Annotated in this window: 17 protein-coding genes and 1 pseudogene; 12 read left to right on the forward strand and 6 right to left on the reverse strand. The window is 72.6% G+C overall.

The window, feature by feature from the left end; all coding sequences use genetic code 11:
- The first annotated feature begins 1 nt into the window (after position 1).
- From atpD to ABD369_RS28720, 4 genes are all read left to right on the forward strand, one after another.
- Positions 2-1,456 carry a F0F1 ATP synthase subunit beta gene (atpD, locus tag ABD369_RS28705; protein WP_344639465.1) on the forward strand — a complete coding sequence of 485 codons (1,455 nt, stop codon included), beginning with the start codon at positions 2-4 and terminating at the stop codon, positions 1,454-1,456.
- 203 nt (positions 1,457-1,659) lie between these two features.
- Positions 1,660-2,040: a F0F1 ATP synthase subunit epsilon gene (locus ABD369_RS28710; protein WP_344639466.1), complete on the forward strand. Its 381-nt coding sequence runs from the start codon at positions 1,660-1,662 to the stop codon at positions 2,038-2,040.
- 130 nt (positions 2,041-2,170) lie between these two features.
- Complete coding sequence (locus tag ABD369_RS28715) at positions 2,171-2,677, forward strand: DUF2550 domain-containing protein (RefSeq protein WP_344639467.1); 507 nt, start codon at positions 2,171-2,173, stop codon at positions 2,675-2,677.
- A 278-nt stretch (positions 2,678-2,955) separates the two neighbouring features.
- The gene (locus tag ABD369_RS28720) at positions 2,956-3,528 is read left to right on the forward strand and encodes a cob(I)yrinic acid a,c-diamide adenosyltransferase (RefSeq protein WP_344639468.1); all 573 of its coding nucleotides are present in this window, start codon (positions 2,956-2,958) and stop codon (positions 3,526-3,528) included.
- On the opposite strand, the gene ABD369_RS28725 is transcribed toward ABD369_RS28720, so the two are convergent.
- Positions 3,525-4,055, reverse strand: a complete 531-nt coding sequence (locus ABD369_RS28725) for a hypothetical protein (RefSeq protein ID WP_344639469.1) — start codon at positions 4,053-4,055, stop codon at positions 3,525-3,527. The two genes, ABD369_RS28720 and ABD369_RS28725, sit on opposite strands and share 4 nt — an antisense overlap.
- Before the next feature lie 133 nt (positions 4,056-4,188).
- Here ABD369_RS28725 and ABD369_RS28730 point away from each other — a divergent pair, with 133 nt between their 5' ends.
- A complete protein-coding gene (locus ABD369_RS28730; protein WP_344639470.1) occupies positions 4,189-5,388 on the forward strand; it encodes a sensor histidine kinase in 1,200 nt (399 codons plus the stop codon).
- Entirely contained in the window at positions 5,385-6,038 is a 654-nt protein-coding gene (locus ABD369_RS28735) for a response regulator (RefSeq protein ID WP_344639471.1), read from the forward strand. Before ABD369_RS28730 ends, ABD369_RS28735 begins: the two co-directional genes overlap by 4 nt.
- Positions 6,039-6,063: 25 nt before the next feature.
- On the opposite strand, the gene ABD369_RS28740 is transcribed toward ABD369_RS28735, so the two are convergent.
- Positions 6,064-6,369 (reverse strand): hypothetical protein, encoded by a 306-nt coding sequence (locus tag ABD369_RS28740; protein ID WP_344639472.1) that lies wholly within the window; start codon positions 6,367-6,369, stop codon positions 6,064-6,066.
- 231 nt (positions 6,370-6,600) lie between these two features.
- Here ABD369_RS28740 and ABD369_RS28745 point away from each other — a divergent pair, with 231 nt between their 5' ends.
- The 3 genes from ABD369_RS28745 to ABD369_RS28755 all read left to right on the forward strand — a co-directional run bounded on the left by ABD369_RS28745 (position 6,601) and on the right by ABD369_RS28755 (position 10,617).
- A complete protein-coding gene (locus tag ABD369_RS28745) occupies positions 6,601-7,467 on the forward strand; it encodes a 3-hydroxyacyl-CoA dehydrogenase family protein (protein ID WP_344639473.1) in 867 nt (288 codons plus the stop codon).
- 320 nt (positions 7,468-7,787) lie between these two features.
- Positions 7,788-8,159 (forward strand): STAS domain-containing protein, encoded by a 372-nt coding sequence (locus ABD369_RS28750; protein WP_344639474.1) that lies wholly within the window; start codon positions 7,788-7,790, stop codon positions 8,157-8,159.
- 145 nt (positions 8,160-8,304) lie between these two features.
- A complete protein-coding gene (locus ABD369_RS28755; RefSeq protein ID WP_344639475.1) occupies positions 8,305-10,617 on the forward strand; it encodes an ATP-binding protein in 2,313 nt (770 codons plus the stop codon).
- 195 nt (positions 10,618-10,812) lie between these two features.
- On the opposite strand, the gene nucS is transcribed toward ABD369_RS28755, so the two are convergent.
- Positions 10,813-11,472 carry an endonuclease NucS gene (gene nucS / locus ABD369_RS28760; RefSeq protein WP_344639476.1) on the reverse strand — a complete coding sequence of 220 codons (660 nt, stop codon included), beginning with the start codon at positions 11,470-11,472 and terminating at the stop codon, positions 10,813-10,815.
- Positions 11,473-12,060: 588 nt separating this feature from the next.
- On the opposite strand from nucS, the gene ABD369_RS28765 reads away from it, so the two are divergent.
- Complete coding sequence (locus ABD369_RS28765) at positions 12,061-12,453, forward strand: SCO5389 family protein (protein WP_344639477.1); 393 nt, start codon at positions 12,061-12,063, stop codon at positions 12,451-12,453.
- A gap of 139 nt (positions 12,454-12,592) precedes the next feature.
- Here ABD369_RS28765 and ABD369_RS28770 read toward each other — a convergent pair whose 3' ends face one another.
- On the reverse strand, positions 12,593-13,753 hold the full coding sequence (locus ABD369_RS28770) for an LLM class flavin-dependent oxidoreductase (protein WP_344639509.1): 1,161 nt from the start codon (positions 13,751-13,753) through the stop codon (positions 12,593-12,595).
- 373 nt (positions 13,754-14,126) lie between these two features.
- Here ABD369_RS28770 and ABD369_RS28775 point away from each other — a divergent pair, with 373 nt between their 5' ends.
- Positions 14,127-14,459, forward strand: a complete 333-nt coding sequence (locus tag ABD369_RS28775) for an ATP/GTP-binding protein (RefSeq protein ID WP_425557802.1) — start codon at positions 14,127-14,129, stop codon at positions 14,457-14,459.
- Between the two features lie 250 nt (positions 14,460-14,709).
- Positions 14,710-15,504 (forward strand): alpha/beta fold hydrolase, encoded by a 795-nt coding sequence (locus ABD369_RS28780; protein ID WP_344639478.1) that lies wholly within the window; start codon positions 14,710-14,712, stop codon positions 15,502-15,504.
- Positions 15,505-15,671: 167 nt separating this feature from the next.
- On the opposite strand, the gene ABD369_RS28785 is transcribed toward ABD369_RS28780, so the two are convergent.
- Positions 15,672-16,601 carry a coiled-coil domain-containing protein gene (locus tag ABD369_RS28785; RefSeq protein WP_344639479.1) on the reverse strand — a complete coding sequence of 310 codons (930 nt, stop codon included), beginning with the start codon at positions 16,599-16,601 and terminating at the stop codon, positions 15,672-15,674.
- 107 nt (positions 16,602-16,708) lie between these two features.
- Positions 16,709-18,379, reverse strand: a pseudogene (locus tag ABD369_RS28790) (hypothetical protein); the annotation flags it as partial.

Raw genomic sequence — 18,379 nt, forward strand, 5'->3', positions numbered from 1 at the left:
TATGACCACCACTGTTGAGCCGACGGGCGCCGGACTGGCCACGGGCCGCGTCGCCCGGGTCATCGGCCCGGTCGTCGACGTGGAGTTCCCCGTCGACGCGATTCCGGAGATGTTCAACGCCCTGCACGTCGAGGTGGACAACCCCGACGGCACGGGCAAGAAGAAGCTGACCCTCGAGGTCGCCCAGCACCTCGGCGACGGCGTGGTCCGCGGCATCTCGATGCAGCCGACCGACGGTCTGGTCCGTGGCGCCCAGGTCGTCGACACCGGTGCGGCGATCTCCGTCCCGGTCGGTGACGTCACCAAGGGCAAGGTGTTCAACGCCCTCGGCGACGTGCTGAACGTCGACGCGGACGAGTTCAACGCCCAGGTCACCACCCGCTGGCCGATCCACCGCAAGGCCCCGAACTTCTCCGAGCTCGAGTCCAAGACGGAGATGTTCGAGACCGGTATCAAGGTCATCGACCTGCTGACCCCGTACGTCCAGGGTGGCAAGATCGGTCTGTTCGGTGGTGCCGGTGTCGGCAAGACCGTTCTGATCCAGGAGATGATCTACCGCGTCGCCGAGAACTTCGGTGGTGTGTCGGTCTTCGCCGGTGTCGGTGAGCGTACCCGTGAGGGCAACGACCTGATCGACGAGATGGTCGGCTCCGGCGTTCTGGACAAGACCGCCCTGGTCTTCGGCCAGATGGACGAGCCGCCGGGCACCCGTCTGCGCGTGGCGCTGTCCGCGCTGACCATGGCGGAGTACTTCCGCGATGTGCAGAAGCAGGACGTGCTGCTCTTCATCGACAACATCTTCCGGTTCACCCAGGCCGGTTCCGAGGTGTCGACCCTGCTCGGCCGTATGCCCTCCGCGGTGGGTTACCAGCCGAACCTGGCCGACGAGATGGGCCTCCTGCAGGAGCGCATCACCTCGACCCGCGGTCACTCGATCACCTCGATGCAGGCGATCTACGTCCCCGCGGACGACCTGACCGACCCGGCCCCGGCCACCACCTTCGCCCACCTGGACGCGACCACCGTTCTGTCGCGCCCGATCTCGGAGAAGGGCATCTACCCGGCCGTCGACCCGCTGGACTCGACGTCCCGCATCCTGGACCCGCGGTACATCGCGCAGAACCACTACGACACGGCCGTCCGCGTCAAGGGGATCCTGCAGAAGTACAAGGACCTCCAGGACATCATCGCGATCCTCGGTATCGACGAGCTGTCCGAGGAAGACAAGATCACGGTGCAGCGTGCCCGCCGCATCGAGCGCTTCCTCTCGCAGAACACCTACGTGGCGAAGCAGTTCACCGGTGTCGAGGGTTCGACCGTCCCGCTGTCGGAGACCATCGAGGCCTTCAACGCGATCGCGGACGGCAAGTACGACTCCGTTCCGGAGCAGGCCTTCTTCATGTGCGGTGGCATCGAGGACCTCGAGCGCAACGCTGCCGAGCTGGCGAAGAAGTAATCGCCCGGCCGGATGATGGCTGAGTGACCGTGAGGGGTGGTCCCCGTCTCCTGGGGGCCACCCCTCACGGCGCAAGCGGCTGTGATCCCGGTCATCTCCGTGTCCTTGGTTTCATCCCGGGGGCGCGGGCCCGTTATTCTTACCGAAACTGCCGAGTAATCGGGGCCTGCTCCGACTTCTCGGCGAGAGCCTAGGAGCCCACGTTGGCTGAGCTGCACGTCGAGCTGGTCGCAGCCGACCGCAAGGTGTGGTCCGGTGCGGCCACCATCGTTGTCGCCCGTACGGCCTCCGGTGACACCGGCATCATGCCGGGACACACCCCGGTGCTGAGCGTGCTGGAGACCGGCCCGGTCACCATCCGCACCACCGATGGCGGCACCGTCATCGCCGCGGTGCACGGCGGTTTCATCTCGTTCGCCAACAACAAGCTGTCGCTGCTCGCGGAGATCGCCGAGCTGGCGGACGAGATCGACGTCGCCCGTGCCGAGCGGGCGCTCGAGCAGGCGAAGCTCGAGCTGGACGAGCACGCCGAGCGCCGCGCCGAGGTCCGCCTCTTCGCGGCTCGCGGCCTGAAGGCCGCCTGAGCGTAGTTTGACCGACGGTCCCGGGGACGCGAGAGCGTGACCCCGGGACTGTCGTATCAGTTGGTAGGTCAGTGCGGTCGCTTGATACGACCGATACGGGGAACGCAGGTCAGCGAGGAGGTCGGTGAGCATGGTCCTCGCCCTTGTGGTGTGTGCGGCGGTCGTGGGCCTTGGGATCCTGGGGCTGGTGGCCTTCGCGGTGCGCCGCCGCGTGATCCAGCGCGTGGGCGGGACGTTCGACTGCAGCTACCGCCTCAAAATGCCGGCAGACGCCTCCACGCAGCCAGACCTCGACGAGACCGGCAAGCCCATCCCAGCCTCCACCCCGAAGTCCGGGGCAGACGGCAAGGGGTGGGTTTTTGGTATCGGGCGGTACAGCGGCGACTGCATCGAGTGGTTCCGGGTCTTCTCCTACGCGCCCCGTCCGCGCAAGATCCTCCCCCGTACCGAGATCGAGGTGCTCGGCCGCCGCTACCCCGAGGGCCAGGAGGAACTCGCCCTGCTCTCCGGCTCGGTGGTGCTCCGCTGCCTCCACAGCGGCGCCCCCCTCGAACTCGCCATGAGCGAGGACGCCCTCACCGGCTTCCTCGCCTGGCTGGAAGCCGCCCCGCCCGGGCAGAGGGTCAACGTCGCGTAGCGGCGGACCCTCGGGTCGGGGGCACCACCCGCCCGGAGGGTGGGGGCGGGTCAACGTCGCGTAGCGGCGGACCCTCGGGTCGGGGGCACCACCCGCCCGGAGGGTCGGGGGCGGGTCAACGTCGCGTGACTTTTGATCGCCAGCTCGGGCGGTTCGTCCGGGTTTCGATGACTGCTGTGGCCCTGGAGCCGTGGTCCTGCCCGAGGGGTCGGCCAAGGATTCTGTGATCGGTACCGCAATCACGGGTGGGCCGTGCGAGGCGTGACTAGGCTGCGGACATGGTCAATCTCACGCGTATCTACACCCGTACCGGCGACGACGGGACCACCGCGCTCGGGGACATGAGCCGCACCACCAAGACGGACCCGCGGCTGATCGCGTACGCCGACGCGAACGAGGCCAATGCGGCGCTCGGTGTCGCCATCGCGGCCGGCGCGCTGCCCGAGGACGTGGTCGCCGTGCTGACCCGGGTGCAGAACGACCTCTTCGACGTGGGGGCGGACCTCGCCACGCCGGTCATCGAGAACCCCAAGTACCCGCCGCTGCGCGTGCAGCAGAGCTACATCGACCGGCTGGAGGCCGACTGCGACCACTATCTGGAGCAGTTGGAGAAGCTGCGCAGCTTCATCCTGCCCGGGGGGACACCGGGCGCGGCCTACCTGCACCTGGCGTGCACGGTGGTCCGGCGGGCCGAGCGGGCTACCTGGGCGGCGATCGAGGTGCACGGTGAGTCGGTGAACCCGCTCACGGCGAAGTACCTGAACCGGCTGTCGGACCTGCTGTTCATCCTGGCGCGGGCGGCGAACAAGGAGCGCGGGGACGTGCTGTGGGTGCCGGGGGAGAACCGCTAGCGGGGGCGCTTGGGGAAGACCGTGTAGCTGGCGGCGATGACCAGGTTGATGCCGGTGACCCATGCCATGGTGCGGTACCACCGGGTGAGGGCGGCGGTCCTGGCGGCATCGCCGACCAGGGCGGTCATCCCGGCGATCAGGGCGACCGTGACGACGGCGGAGAGCAGGGTGCGGGCGAAGATCCTCCACTCGTGGACGGCGCGGGCGCTTCCGTACCGCGGCGGTTTCGCCGGGGGCGGACCGCCCGCGAAGCGGTGGGCGAAGTGGCCGTCCGCCCGGGTCACCAGGTAGTGCCCGTAGCCGACGGAGAAGCCTACGTACGACGCGGCCAGGCCGTGCGTCCAGTCGGCCACCGTGCCGTGCCGCAGGTCCTGCACGGTGGCGGCGAGCAGCAGCAGGTCGATCAGCGGCAGGGCCACCAGCAGGGCCGCGCTCACCCGCCGCCACCTGAGCAGGTAGCGTGCGGCCAGCGCGGCCGCGAGGACCATCCAGAAACCGATCTCGCCGGCGACGATCAGGGAAACCATGCCCTCGATCGTCCGGGAACGGGCGGTGGGCGCGCATCGTCGCGCCTGCCGATCCGCGGCTGCATCCTTCGATGTACGTCCTCTCCGCCGTCCGGCCCTCGGCGGGTGCGGCGGCGGATGGTGTGATGGTGGGGTGCGAAAGATCACGCTGGAGCCGCGTCAGGAGGACTCGCTCATCGCCGCCGCCGGGCTGCTGGCCGGCGTGGTGCTGACGGCGTTCGACGCGTACGACCACACCGGCGTCCCGCCCGGGGTGAACCTGGTGCCGCTGGCGGCGATGTCCGGTCTCGAACTGCTGCGGCGCACCCGCCCGTGGTGGACGGTGGGCCTCGGCGCACTGCTCTTCACCGCGAACGTCCTCGCCGGGTCGAACATGGCCACGGTGGTCATGTACACCGATCTGCTCTACGCGGCCACGCTCTACGGCAGCCGCCGGATGGCCACCGTGCTGCACCTGAGCGGTGCCGGGGTGACGGTGGTGCTGTCCAGCCTGGTGCTCTGGTACGGCTCGGTGGGGCAGGCGCTGCTGGTGGCGGGATTCGCCGGGCTGGTCTTCATCGCCCCGGTGTGGACCGCCGACATCCTGCGCGAGCACCGGGACCGCGCCGACACCGAGCGCCTGCGGGCCGAACAGACCGCGCTGCTCGCCGAGTTGGACCGGCGCGAGGCGGTCGTCGCGGAACGCTCGCGGATGGCACGCGAGTTGCACGACGTGGTGGCCAACCACCTGTCCGCGATCGCGATCCACGCCACCGGCGCCCAGTCGTTGGCGCGTCGCCAGCAGCGTCCGTCGGACGACCCGTTGCTCGCGGCGATGGCGGTGATCCGGGAGAACAGCGTCCAGGGCCTGGCCGAGATGCGCCGGATGATCGGCCTGCTCCGGGAGGAGGACCAGGGCTCGTACGAGGCGCCCAGGCTGGATGCGCTGGACTCCCTGCTGACGCACGCGCGGGCGACGGGCGGGGACGGCGGGCTGGTCTTCGAACTGAGCGAGGACGGCGAGCGCGGCGAACTGCCCGCCCCCGTCGAGCTGGCGGCCTACCGGATCGTCCAGGAGTCGCTCACCAACGCGCTCAAGCACGCCGCCCCCGGCACCGTCCGGCTCAGCGTGGCCTACCGGCCCGAGCAGCTGGAGATCGTCGCCGACAGCCCGTATCGGGACGGCGGGCGGCCCGCCGCGCCGGGGGCCAAGGCCGGCCTGGTCGGGATGGGCGAACGCGCCGGGCTGCTCGGCGGCAGTCTGGAGGCCGGACCGGTGAGCGGCCCCGACGGCGGGCGATGGCAGGTGCGGGCGGTACTGCCCAGGGAACCCAAGGGTGAGGAGGGGTCGTGACGATCCGGGTGCTGGTGGCCGAGGACCAGGCTGCGGTGCGGGCCGCGCTGGTGATGATCCTGCGGGCCGACCCCGGCCTCGAGGTGGTCGGCGAGGCCCGTGACGGCGAGCAGGCGGTCCGGCTGGCGCTGGAACTGCGGCCGGACGTGGTGCTGATGGACGTGCAGATGCCCAGGCTGGACGGGGTCTCGGCGACCCGGCAGGTGGTCGCGGCCGGCGCGGCGCAGGTGTTGGTGCTCACCACCTTCGACCTGGACGAGTACGTCTACGGTGCGCTGCGGGCGGGCGCCGCCGGGTTCCTGCTCAAGGACCTGGAGGCGGACACCCTGGTCGAGGGCATCCGTACGGTCGCGCGGGGGGACGGCATGCTCGCACCCTCCGTCACCCGCCGCCTGATCGGTACCTTCGCCCGCCCCGACCGACCCGATCAGCCCCGGGCGAAGGCCGCCGTCGAGGGGCTGACGCCGCGCGAGCGCGAGGTGCTGTGCTGTCTCGGTGCCGGGCTCTCCAACGGTGAGATCGCCGTGCGGTTGGCGATGGCGGAGGCGACCACCAAGACCCATGTCAGCCGGATCCTGGCCAAGCTGGAACTGCGCAGCCGGGTCCAGGCGGCCATCCTGGCCCAGGACTTGGGGCTCGTCATGGAGTAGCCGAGCGGCGACGGGATCCGCCGGTCTAGTCGAGGTGGAGCGCCTTGCGGGCGGCGGGGACGTCGGCGGGCCAGACCATCAGGCGCAGCCCTTCGCTGGTGCGCGCCAGGGTGTACCTGATCCCGGCGGACCTTAGCAGCGCGGCCAGTTGACGGGCCTCGGCCTGGTCGCCCGGGGAGGCCACGGGTACCAGCAGGCCGTACTCCTCGGGCTTGCCGCTGCGCGGCGGGCGGGCCACCAGGGACTTGCCCGAGCCGTAGGTCCAGCGCAGCAGCAGGACCAGAACACCGAGCACCGCGAAGGAGATCAGCATCAACGTCAGGGTGCGCACGGTTCAACCTCCCAGCGGTCGGGCGCAGATCACACCGCACAAGTTCACCACGGAGCGTCCCGGGGCATTAGAGTCCGGCGCGTGAGTGAGTGAAGCGGGCGGCACCATCGAGGGACGCGCGTTTCGCGAAGAGACTGCCGAGCGATGCTGGGCAGCACATGAGCGGTGCGGCCCGCGGGGAGGCGACCCCTGCCCTGAGCCGCCATCAGACCGGCACTCGGGAGACAGCCAATGAGCAACGCATCCACCCAGCAGATCGCCGTGATCGGCGCCGGACTGATGGGCGCAGGCATCGCCCAGGTCTCGGCGCAGGCCGGTCACCCGGTGGTGCTGCGGGATGTGACGGACGCCGCGCTGCAGCGTGGTCTGGACGGCATCCGCGCCTCGTACGACAAGTTCGTCGCCAAGGGCCGGATGACGGCCGAGGAGGCGGAGGCGGCGCTCGGCCGGATCACCACCACCACCGACCTGGGTGCGGTCACCGAGGCCGACATCGTGATCGAGGCGGTGTTCGAGCAGCTGGAGGTCAAGGAGGGCGTCTTCCGCGAGCTCGACAAGCTGGCCAAGGACGGCGCGGTGCTGGCCTCCAACACCTCGGCCATCCCGATCACCCGGATCGCCGCCGCGACCTCGCGTCCGGAGAGCGTGGTCGGCGTGCACTTCTTCTCGCCGGTGCCGCTGATGAAGCTGGTCGAGCTGGTTCGCGGCTACAAGACCAGCGACCAGACGCTGGCCACCGCCCGCGCCTACGCCGAGGGCGTCGGCAAGGAGGTCGTGGTGGTCAACCGCGACGTGGCCGGCTTCGTCACCACCCGCCTGATCACCGCCCTGGTCGTCGAGGCCGCCAAGCTGTACGAGTCGGGCGTGGCGACCGCCGAGGACATCGACACCGCCTGCCGCCTCGGCTTCGGCCACCCGATGGGCCCGCTGCAGACGGCCGACCTGACCGGTGTCGACATCCTGCTGCACGCCGCGCAGAACATCTACGCCGAGACCAAGGACGAGAAGTTCGCCGCTCCCGAGGTGATGGCCCGCATGGTGACCGCCGGGGATCTCGGCCGGAAGAGTGGCCGCGGTTTCTACGGGTACGAGAAGTAGGACGGGAAGCAAGCGGGAAACAGGCCGGAGAACAGGCTGATCGGCCGTCCTGCGGCAGGGGCACTGGGTGAGTTTGCTCACGCCTCTGCCGCAGACGGGTGATTTGGGCGGTAATCGAGCGTGGGCGTGGGGTCCGACTGCGTATATTCCCTCGGACGAGTGAAGTTGCTTCAGATCTGACAGTGACCAGCAACCTGCACAGCGGCTTCACCGTCAGATGAGGGGGAGTGCAGGCGTGGCCCCCGGAGCACGGCGCGACCGAGGCGTCGGTCCGGGACGGAGCCCCGGCAGCCCTCACCGGCAGAGCGGAGGATGAGAGCGTGCGCATCACCGGCGACCACGGCGGTCTGGCCATTGAGGGCCGCCTCGACGTCCGCAGCGCCGCCGATGCCCGGGTCCGGCTGCACCAGGCGGTGGACGGCGGACAGGGCGACCTGGTGCTCGACCTGTCCGGCCTGGAGTCCTGGGACGCCACCGGTCTGGGCGTGATCATGGGCACGCACCGGCGGGCCGGGCGGCTGGGGCGCAGGCTGGTCCTGCGGGCCGTACCGGCGCAGCTGCAGCGGCTGCTGGTGGCCACCCGCCTGCACCGCATCCTGGCCGTCGAGGGCACCGTCGCCGACGCGTACGGAACCAGCCTCCCCGCGCTCGGCGTCACCCAGCCGAACCCGCTGGTCGCGCCCTACCTCTGAGGGCGTTTCGCGGACGGTGCCGGGCCAGGCGGTGCCAACCTTCCTGGGCGCGCCCAGGAAGGCTCGCCCTGGGCTGCGATCGGGCGGACGAGTGTGGAAAAGTCTGCTCAGGAGTTGACGGCAGAGCAGGGGCGGAGCGGAACACGTGGTACAGCCATCCGGAGACCTCCGGCAGGACGGACTGCGGCCCAGGACCGGTGAGGTGGTCTCCGGCAGTCTGCTGCTGACCATCGGCGGGCCGGACGGCTCGGAGGCCCGGCCGTGCCCGGAGGACTGGCGTCCCTCCCCGCGCCGCCGGGGTGGCGCGGGGGCACCGGCCGGCGCGCAGAGGTTCGGCCGCGCTTCGGCCGAGGCGCTGCTGCTGGACCGGGAGACCGAGGTCGCGGAGCTGCTGCGGCTGCTCTCCGAGGGACGGTCGGTGCGCCTGGTCGGCCAGCCGGGTTCCGGCCGGAGCGCCCTGCTGGCGGCCGTCGGCGACGCGGCCGCCGACATCGCGCCGGACGGTGTGGTCCGGCTGAGCGGCTACCGCAGGACGGCTCAGGACCTGCTCCAGGACCTCTTCGCCGCCACCCACCACAACCCCGGCTACCGACCGGACCACCACCAGCTGCCCGCGCTGCTGGCACCGGTCGGCGCGATCGTCGTGATCGACGACGTGGAGCCGTCCGGCGAGGAGCTGGAGGAGCTGCTCGCCACCGCGCCCGACTGCGCCTTCCTGATCACCGTCGCCCCGGACAGCCCGCCACCGGTGCCCGGTTCCCGGCTGGAGGACCGCCCGGTGGCCGGGCTCTCGCGGCCCGCCTGCCTGGGGCTGGTGGCCCGGCTCGCGGGGCGGCCGCTGGAGGAGCACGAGCGGTCCTGGGTGGTCGACCTCTGGTTCGAGTCGGAGGGCCTGCCGCTGCGCTTCGTCCAGGCGGCCGCGCTGCTGCGCCGGCGCGACGCGGAGGTCGACGGGCTGGTCGCGGCCCGGCAGGAGCGGCACAGCGTCTTCGGGCTGGTGAACGAGCTACCCGAACCGGAGGACCCGGCCGAACTGGAGAGCGAGCTGCGCCGTACCGTCCGGCTGCCCTCGGTCGCGGAGAGCGCCTCGCCCGCGGTACGGCTGGCGGAGGGGCTGAGCGAGTCCGCGCAGGCGGTGCTGCGGCTGGCGGTGGCGTTCGGCGGCGAGCTGCCGACGGCGCCGCACCTGCCCGCGCTGATCGACGAGGACCTGGGCGAGAGCGTCCTGCGGGAGCTGGCCGACTGCGGTCTCTCGGTCCCGATCGGCGGGCACCACCGGCTCTCCTCCGGCGTACTCGACCTGCTGGCGCCGCACTGGGCGCCCGGGACGGTCGCGCACGGTGCGGCCCGGCACTTCTCCTGGTGGGTCGGGCACGGCTCGGTGGACCTCGGACAGATCGCCGCCGAGGCCGAGGTGGTGATCGGCGCACTGCTCGCCGACCGGGCCGCGGGCCGGTGGCAGGAGGTGCTGCAGCTCGCCAGGGCGGCGGCCCCGGCCCTCGCCCTGGCGCTGCGCTGGGGAGCGTGGGAGCGGGTCCTGGAGCTCGGTCTGGAGGCCGCGCAGTCGCTCGGCTCGACCGTGGACCAGGCCCACTTCCGCCAGGAGCTGGGTGTGCTGGCGTTCTGCGAGGGGGCGCCGGAGCGGGCGCGGGCCGAGCTGGAGACGGCCGTGACGCTGCGGGCGGCCTCCGGCGAGGCGCGCGGGAGCGCGGCGGCCCGGCGGATGCTCGACCTGATGCGGGCGCAGACCGTACAGCTGCCGGTGGTCGAGAGCGCGCCCGAGGCCGATGGCCGGCGCCCCGGGATCCGGGCGATCGCGGTCCCGCGGCGGTTCCGGAACGCCCGGGTGCCCGAGCGCACCCGGCGGGCCGTCCTGGCCGTCGGTACGGCGGTGCTGGCGCTCTCCGTCCTCGGTACGGCGGTCGGGCTCAGCCTGGCCGGCTCCCACTCGGACCGGACCAGGACGGTGCAGCCGGGCGGCTCGCTGGAGGAGACCCCGCTCACCGACAACCTGCCCACGGCCGGGAGCACCACGGCCGGTCCCCACCCGTCGGCTCCGGCCGGAGGCCGGGCCCCGGCGGGCGGTACGGCGGTTCCCGGGCCGGGTGGGACCGGGGCGGCCGGGACGAAGGGCGGCGGTACGGGCCACGGCGGCAGCCACCGGCCCACGGGCGGGGACGGGCCAGGCACGTCGGCCACGGACCCGTCCTCGGGGGAGACCTGGGGACCCTCGCCCACCCACCGGCCGGGCGGCGGTGGCACGCCGTCGCCGACCGGCGGCCCGTCGACGGGCCCCTCGCCGGACCACTCGCCGGACCACTCGCCGGACCCGGGGCCGTCCAAGAGCACGTCCGCGCCGCCGACGACTGATCCCTCTCCCACGAAGTCGCAGACCGATCCGCCGAGTTCGGCTCCGTCGACGCCGAAGACCAGCGGCTCGGCCTCCGGGACCCCCTGAGCCAACCGCACCCGGGGCGGCGCGTGATGGGCCCGCCCCGGGTGCAGGGCCTTTTGGACACCTCCAGGGGCCGGGCGGGCCCGGGCTCACCGGGCGCGCGCCCTGCCCTGCTCTCCTCGGCGCCGCCTCGGAGGGCGCGGGCCGAGAGCGACCGGCGACAGGGCGCGCGACGCCGCTCCCTGTCGCCGGCCGGTCTCAGAAGAGCTTGAGCTTGTCGTCGTCGATGCCGCGCAGCTCGTCGTAGTCCAGGACGACGCAGCCGATGCCGCGGTCGGTGGCCAGGACGCGGGCCTGGGGCTTGATCTCCTGGGCGGCGAAGATCCCCTTCACCGGGGCGAGCAGCGGGTCGCGGTTGAGCAGCTCCAGGTAGCGGGTCAGCTGCTCGACACCGTCGATCTCTCCGCGCCGCTTGATCTCGATGGCGACCGTGGTGCCGTCGGCGTCGCGGCAGAGGATGTCGACCGGGCCGATGGCGGTCGGGTACTCGCGGCGGATCAGCGACCAGCCGGCGCCGAGCACCTCCATCCGGTCGGCCAACAGCTCCTGGAGGTGGGCCTCGACGCCGTCCTTGACCAGACCGGGGTCGACCCCGAGCTCGTGCGAGGAGTCGTGCAGCACCTCCTCCAGGCTGATGATCAGCTTCTCGCCGGCCTTGTTGGTGACCGTCCAGGTACCGTCGGCCTCCTTGAGGCTGCAGGGCGGCGACATCCAGTTGAGCGGCTTGTAGGCGCGGTCGTCGGCGTGGACGCTGACGCTGCCGTCGGCCTTGACCAGGATCAGCCGGGTGGCGGACGGGAGATGGGCGGAGAGCCGACCGGCATAGTCGACTGAGCAACGGGCAATTACGAGACGCACGGTCCACCACGCTAGCCCACCGGGGCCAGTTGAAGCGATTCCGCGACGGCAGGGTGAAGAAACCCCGGACACGGCGAACCATGGAGTCCGGCACCCGCGCGCCGGCGCACACCGCACACGCCCTCCGCTGCCAGGGGCCACTCGACGGGGACGGAGACGTGAGATGAACGGTCCGACGGAATCCGGCCAATCTGGTCTTCCGGGCGGTTAATCCGGTGCAATGCGCCGGATTCGCCAGCCGCGCTGACAATCGCCTGTCACTCTGTGGTGAGCGGTCGTCGCTCGACCCGGTGGCCGCCGGACCGTCCGCCGTCCCGGGGGCCGTCCGGCCCGTCGGGGCGCGGCGCACACCGTCGCGGGCCCGGCCGTGTGCCGGTTCGCACGTCACTCAAGCGTCACCCCAGCGTCAAAGCCCCAAGCGTCACAGCAGCGTTCATGCGTAAGCCCGTCCGAGGACCGGGCAGGGCACAAGGCACCGTGCGCGATCCTGCGCCATCGGGCATCAGCCGAGCACGGCACGGCACCATCCGCACCAACCGCACGACCACCGCGGCGGCCGCGTCGCGGTGGACCGCGAGAGGAGAACCCATGTCGCTCGACGTCTCACCGGCCCTGCTGGAGAAGGCCGAGAGAGGAGAGGTCGACGAGCGGGAGTTCGTGGACTGCGTCCGCGTCTCCCTGCCGTACGCCTGGGAGCTGATCAGCTCCCTGGTCGCCCAGGTCCAGGTCGACGGCACCGACTTCGCCGACAACCAGGTACCGCCGCCCAGCGAGCGGGAGCGGGGCCAGCTGCTGCGGGCGATGGCCAGTGACGCGATCCGGGGCTCGCTGGAGCGCCACTTCGGTGTCCGGCTGGCGTTCCAGAACTGCCACCGGGTCGCGGTCTTCACCTCGTCCGAGGCGAACGAGGAGCGCCACCGGCGCTTCACCTCGATCCGGGCCCAGCTGCTCAACCAGTCGCCGGAGCTGCGGGACTGCTGAACGGAGCCTCCGGGGGCGCGGGGAGCCGTACGGCAGACCCCGTGCGCAGGTGCGGGGCCGACCGCGCGGCTGCCGCGCCCCCGGTGCTGCAGTGCCGGGCAACCCGGCTCTCCCGCAAGGGAGCTGCCGGGTGCCGGGCTCAACTCAGCTGCGGCAGTACCTCGGCGCCGAGGCGGGCGATGTTGTTCAGGGTCGCCGCACGGTCGCCCGAGCCCTCGGCGAGCAGGGCGAAGCGCCGGATACCGGTGCGTTCGGCAGTGGCCAGCAGCCGGTCCGCGCAGTGCCCGGGCGTGCCCACCGCGTGCAGGTCGCAGAGGAGTTCGGTGTACGCGTGCGGATCGCGCATCCGCCGTTCGCGGCCGTCCACCGTGCGGTGCGCGCCGAGCCCGTACTCGAACCAGCCGGGCATCGACCTCAGCAGGCCGTCGCGGGCGGTCGCGATGCGGTCCTCGATCTGCACCACGCCGACCGCGACATGCTCCCGCTCGACCCGGGCCAGCTGCTCCTCGCCGCGGCCGCAGGCCCGCCAGGCGGTCCGGTAGGCGGCCAGCATCTGCTGCTTGTCCTCGTCGCCGGAGTGCATGCCGAGCAGCATCGGCAGGCCCCGTTCGGCGGCCGTCCGCACGCCGGTGGGGGAGGTGCAGGCGGCGATCACCGGTGGGCCGCCCTGCGGCTGGTCACCGGGCTGGGAGCCGCCGGTCATGCCGTCCCGGCGCTGGCGGGGGAAGCGCAGCAGCGTGCCCGTCCCCGGGTCCACGCCGAGCCAGTCGGCGAGGTCGGGCACCCGGGCGGCCGTGCCCGGTGCGGGCTCGGCGGCCCTGGGCACCACGGCCACCTCGGGGAAGCGGAACTGCGGTCCGTCCGCGCCCACCCGGGCGCCGCGCAGCCAGCGCAGCAACAGGTCGAGCCGCTCGGGGAAGCCCTCCTCGTAGGCGGCCAGCCCGGTGCCGAAGACGTCCAGGTCGATCCAGGGGCCGCCGCGGCCGACCCCAAGGGTGAACCGGCCGTCCGAGACCAGGTGTAGCAGTGCGGCCCGCTCGCCCAGTGCCACCGGGTGCGTGGTGGAGAGCACGCTGACCGCCGTCCCGACGCCGATCCGGCGGGTACGGCCGAGCAGCATCGCCGCGAGCGTCGCCGCGTCGGGGCAGACGCCGTACGGCACGAAGTGGTGCTCCGCCAGCCAGACGCTGTCCAGGCCCGCGCGTTCGGCGGCGACCGCGCTGTGCACGGTGCGTTCCAGCGCCTCGGCGTGGCTCTGTCCGGGGAACTGGGCCGAGAGCTGGAAGGTGCCGACCCGGATCGCGTCGACGGCCGCCGGGTGCCCGTCGGAGGGCTCGGGGAGCGGACTGCGGGACGAGCCGGCCGCCGGGTGGGGGTCAGCCGGCGGGTGCGTGCCGGGGAGCGGGCTGGTCATGGTCATCGGGTGCCTCCTCGGGGGCCGCAGGGTGTGCGAGCCCCGCGTTGTCCCCCTGTGAGTAACCGATGTCATGTGCCAATGGCACGCCGGTCTCCGAATTTCGCCAGGGAACGGGTGGATCTCGAGGGAAACGCCGAAGTGCCCGTCCCCGCCGTGATAGTGGCGTAACCGACGGTATTCGGAGGCTGCGGCCGCGCCGTACCCTGGAAGACCGCAGAAAGCCCCGAAGACCCCGCGCCGCCGAGAGGTAGTTGACGTGTCGCCTCGCCGTAACCGGATCCCCAGCAGCCGGAGCAGGAGTGCCGCCGAGGAACTGCCGCCGTCCGCGCCGCTCGGGGGTTCGCTGCGGCGGACGGAGACCTTCCAGGGTGAGGAGTGGGTGGTGCAGGTGGTCGCCGGGACGGCGGGGCGGTACTACCGCTGCCCGGGGTGCGACCAGGAGATCCCGCCGGGCGTCGGCCATGTCGTCGCCTGGCCGGGCCACGGTGCCGGGGTGGACGACCGGAGGCACTGGCACCGGGCCTGCTGGAACGCCCGTGAACGGCGGACCGCCAACCTCCAGCGGGGGCGGGGGGCTCCGCGGTACTGAGGCGGTGCGGCCCCGAAGGCTTCAGTGTGTCGCGGCTCTTGGACGGGCCACCCGGCGCCACGGTCCGGTCCTGCGGCATCGCGGCGACCTCGGCCGCGAACAGGTGGAGCACCGGGTTCCTTTCGCGGTCACCCCGGGCTTCACCCGCAGCGGCCCGGCCGCGAGGCCGAGGGGCCCCTCGGCACCAGGGGAGGAAGTCACAAGGGTGCGTTGGTCGCGGCTACTCGGCGCGCCGCTCTACGGTGGCGGTATGACGTTCCCCAGCACACCGGCGTTCCGCGAGAACGGCACCGGCACCCCGCTCGTCCTGCTGCACGCCTTCCCGCTCTCGGCCCGGATGTGGGAGGCCCAACTGGAACTGCTCCCCGGCCCGAGCGGGGACCGGGCCAGGGTGCTGACGATGGACCAGCGGGGCTTCGGCGGGGCGGAGTTGGGCGATCAGGAGCCGTCGATCGACCTGATCGCCGACGACGTCGCCCGGCTGCTGGACGCCGTGGGGACCGACCGGGCTGTGATCGGGGGCCTGTCCATGGGCGGGTACGTGGCGATGGCCTTCGCCCGCCGCCACGGCGACCGCCTGTCCGGGCTGCTGCTCGCCGACACCAAGGCCACCGTCGACACCGAGCAGGCCCGGGCCAACCGGGAGCGGATCGCGCAGGCCGTACTGGCCCGCGACAGCGTGCGGCTGCTCGCCGAGGAGAAGATCGAGGAGGGGCTGCTCGGGCCCGGAGCCGATCCCGAACTGGTCGCCCGGGTAAGGCAGATGGTCGCCGAGTCGGCGCCGCGGGCGGTGGCCTGGGCGCAGCGCGCGATGGCCGCGAGGGAGGACTCGCTCGACATCCTCGCCTCGGTCACCGTTCCGGCGGCCGTCATCGTCGGCGAGTTCGACGCCCTCGCGCCGCTGTCCGAGGCGCGGCTGATGGCCGACACGCTCCCGGACGCCCAGCTCACGGTCATCCCGAGCGTCGGGCACCTCAGCTCGCTGGAGGCGCCGGAGACCTTCAACGCGGCGGTACGGGGGCTGCTCCGGCGCGTGGGCCACTGACGTCCGCCGGGCGTCCGGGAGGGCCGTGGCAGTGGCCCCTGGGGGTGCTGTGCGGCGCCCGGCGCGGAGCCGGATCCTCCGGCCGGGGGCTCCTTCGGTTGGAGGGCCCGGCCACCACGGCGAAGCGGCCCCGGCCGGATCGGCGGGGCCGCTTGCGGGACCTGAGGTCAGCGGGACTGCTGGGCCGGGACGCCGAGGGTGTCGTCACCCGGGACGCCGGCGGCCGCGACGGCGGCACCGGTGAGGGTGGCGAGCATCTCGCGGACATTGGTGAGCTGGGCGTTGATGGAGTCACGGCGGTTGGTCAGGGCCGCCAGCTCGCGCTCGGATTCGCTGCGGATCCGGTCGGCCTTGGCATTGGCGTCGGCCACGATGTCCTCGGACTGGCGCTGCGCCGTCTCGACGGTCTGGCGGGCCCTGCGCTCGGCGTCGGTACGGAGCTTCTCGGCCTCCAGGCGGAGCTGCTCGGCCCGGTGCTCGATCTCGGCGAGTCGCTTCTCGGCCTTGGCCTGCCGGGCGGCGAGGTCGCGCTCGGACTGCTCACGCCGCTTGGCCAGGTTGGTCTCGAACTCCAGCGCGGCCTGGGCGGCCTTGGTGCGGGTCTCCTCGAAGAGGGCGTCCGCCTCCTCGCGCTTGTTCTGGGCGTCCTTGTTGGCCTCGGCGCGCAGCTGGGCGGCGTCGCCCTTGGCCTTGTCGACGATCCGCATGCCCTCGTCCTCGGCCTTGGCCCTGCGGTCCTTCGCGTAGTTCTCCGCCTCGGTGCGGACCTGCTGGGCGGCGGCCTCGGCCAGCTCACGGTGCTGCTCGGCGGCGCGGTGCGCCTCCTCGCGCAGGTCCTTGGCCTCCTCCTCGGCGAGCCGGAGGATCTTCTCCACCCGGGCGCCGAGACCGGCGTACGAGGGCTCGGCCTCCGCCACCGCGGCCTGGGCGGTCTGGGTCTCCAGGTGCAGTTCCTCGATCCGCTTCTCGAGGGCGCTGATCCGGGCCAATGCACTGTCACGGTCGGCCACCAGCTTGGTGATCCGCTCGTCGACCTGGGCACGCTCGTACCCACGACGCACCAGGTCGAAGCCGTGAGGGGAGTGACTGTCGCTCATGGGACTTAGGACTTCCTGTCGTCGGACCGCTGAGGTGTTCCGGGGAATCCTGACACGTTACCGGAGTGTCATCCGCGGAATGCCGAACCTTCGCGGACAATGTCCGCTCAATCGGGTGGTGCGCTTCCGGAGCGATTGCCACCCGATCGGGGAGCACCCACTCCTGCCCTCGTCTTCGAGCCGCCCTCGCGGCCGGAGGACCCGGACTTCTTGCTGTTCGATCCCCCGTTGGCCTTCTCCTGCGGCGCAGGTGTCGGTGCCTCAAACGCCTCCAGGGCCGACAGCACGTCCTGCACCCTGGAGATCTCGGTGTTGATGTCCTTGCGGCGGCGGACCAGTTCCTCCAACTCCCGCCGGCCCTGGTCGGTCACGCGCGTGGCCTCGGCCTTGGCCTCGGCGAGCAGCCGCTCGGCCTCCTCCTTGGCCAGCCGCAGCTGCTCGTCGGCGCTCTCGTCGGCACGGCGCAGCCGCTTCTCGGCCTCGTCGGCCGCCGCCTCGATCTGCTCCTCCGCCTCGTCCTGGGCGGCCTTGAGCCTGGTCTCCGCCTCGGTGCGCAGCTCCTCGGCCTTGGCGGTGGAGTCGGCGAGCTTCTGCTCCGCCTCCTTGAGCAGGCCCTCCGCCTTGCGTACGGCGGAGATCCGGACCTTGCTGGCCTCCGCGGACGCCTCCGAGGTGAGCTCGGTCGCGCGCTCCTGGGCCGCCGTGACCAGCGCGGTCGCACGCTCCTCGGCCTCGGCCACGGTGGCGACGGCCTGCTCCTCGGCCTCGGTCAGCTGCTCCTGGGCCGCCGTCACCAGCGCGTCGACCCGCTCGCCGGCCGACTTCATGGCCTGCGCGTTCTCCTTGCGGGCCCGCTCGTGCAGCGCCTCGATCTCGGCGTCGGTGCGCTCGCGCAGCTCCTCCGCACGCTCGCGGATCGCGGTGGAGTCCCGGCGGGCCTCGGACAGCAGCGCGTCGGCGTCCGAGCGCGCCCGCTCCACCTCGGCCTGCCCGGCCGCCTCACCGGCCGCGACCAGCCGGTCGGCCTCCTTGCGGGCGGCGGCGACCATCGCGTCCGCCTGCTCCTCGGCGGCGGCGGTGGTGGCCAGGGCGGTCGTCTGGGCGTCCTCGGCCAGCGCCTCGGCGTCCGCGAAGGCCTTCTCCAGCACCGACGTGGCCTTCTCGCGGGTCGTCCTGTCGTAGGACTCGGCGGCCTCGCGGGTCTCCGCGTCGTAGGCGTCCGCCCGGCCCCGGGTCGCCGCCTCGTACTCCTCGGCGAGGGTGCGGGTGGCGAGTGCGTACTCCTCGGCCTCGGTACGCAGCGCGGCGGTGAACTCCTCGGCCTCCGCCAGGGTGGCCGCCGCCTGCTCCTCGGCCTCGGCGACGGTCTGCCGGGCCTGGGCCTCGGCCTCCGCCCGGTGCTGCTCGGCCCAGTCGTGGGCGCTCTGCCGCTCGGCCTCCGCCTCGGCGCGCAGCTGCTCCTCATAGGCATGCGCCTCGGCCCGCTGCTGCGAGATCTCGGCGGCCGCGACCTCGCGGAGGTCGGCCAGCTCGGCGGCGGTCCGCGCACGCAGTTCGGCGGTCTCGGCGTCGGTCTGCTCGCGCAGTTCGGTGGTGTCGTGCTCCGCGGCGGCACGCTGCTCGGCGGTCTCGCGGTCGGCGGTGGCGCGCAGTTCGCGGTCGTAGGCCTCGGCCTGCTCGCGCTGCTCGGCGGTCTCGCGGTCGGCGGTGGCGCGCAGTTCGCGGTCGTAGGCCTCGGCCTGCTCGCGCTGCTCGGCGGTCTCGCGGTCGGCGGTGGC

This window comes from Kitasatospora cystarginea, from assembly GCF_039533515.1.
GTDB classification, from domain to species: Bacteria; Actinomycetota; Actinomycetes; order Streptomycetales; family Streptomycetaceae; genus Kitasatospora; species Kitasatospora cystarginea.

Bases quoted from the DNA above. Each gene is read 5' to 3' on its own strand.
- atpD (WP_344639465.1), top strand. From the start codon at position 2: ATGACCACCACTGTTGAGCCGACGGGCGCCGGACTGGCCACGGGCCGC.
- ABD369_RS28715 (WP_344639467.1), top strand. From the start codon at position 2,171: ATGGTCCTCGCCCTTGTGGTGTGTGCGGCGGTCGTGGGCCTTGGGATC.
- ABD369_RS28720 (WP_344639468.1), top strand. From the start codon at position 2,956: ATGGTCAATCTCACGCGTATCTACACCCGTACCGGCGACGACGGGACC.
- ABD369_RS28725 (WP_344639469.1), bottom strand. From the start codon at position 4,055: ATGGTTTCCCTGATCGTCGCCGGCGAGATCGGTTTCTGGATGGTCCTC.
- ABD369_RS28745 (WP_344639473.1), top strand. From the start codon at position 6,601: ATGAGCAACGCATCCACCCAGCAGATCGCCGTGATCGGCGCCGGACTG.
- ABD369_RS28765 (WP_344639477.1), top strand. From the start codon at position 12,061: ATGTCGCTCGACGTCTCACCGGCCCTGCTGGAGAAGGCCGAGAGAGGA.
- ABD369_RS28780 (WP_344639478.1), top strand. From the start codon at position 14,710: ATGACGTTCCCCAGCACACCGGCGTTCCGCGAGAACGGCACCGGCACC.
- ABD369_RS28785 (WP_344639479.1), bottom strand. From the start codon at position 16,601: ATGAGCGACAGTCACTCCCCTCACGGCTTCGACCTGGTGCGTCGTGGG.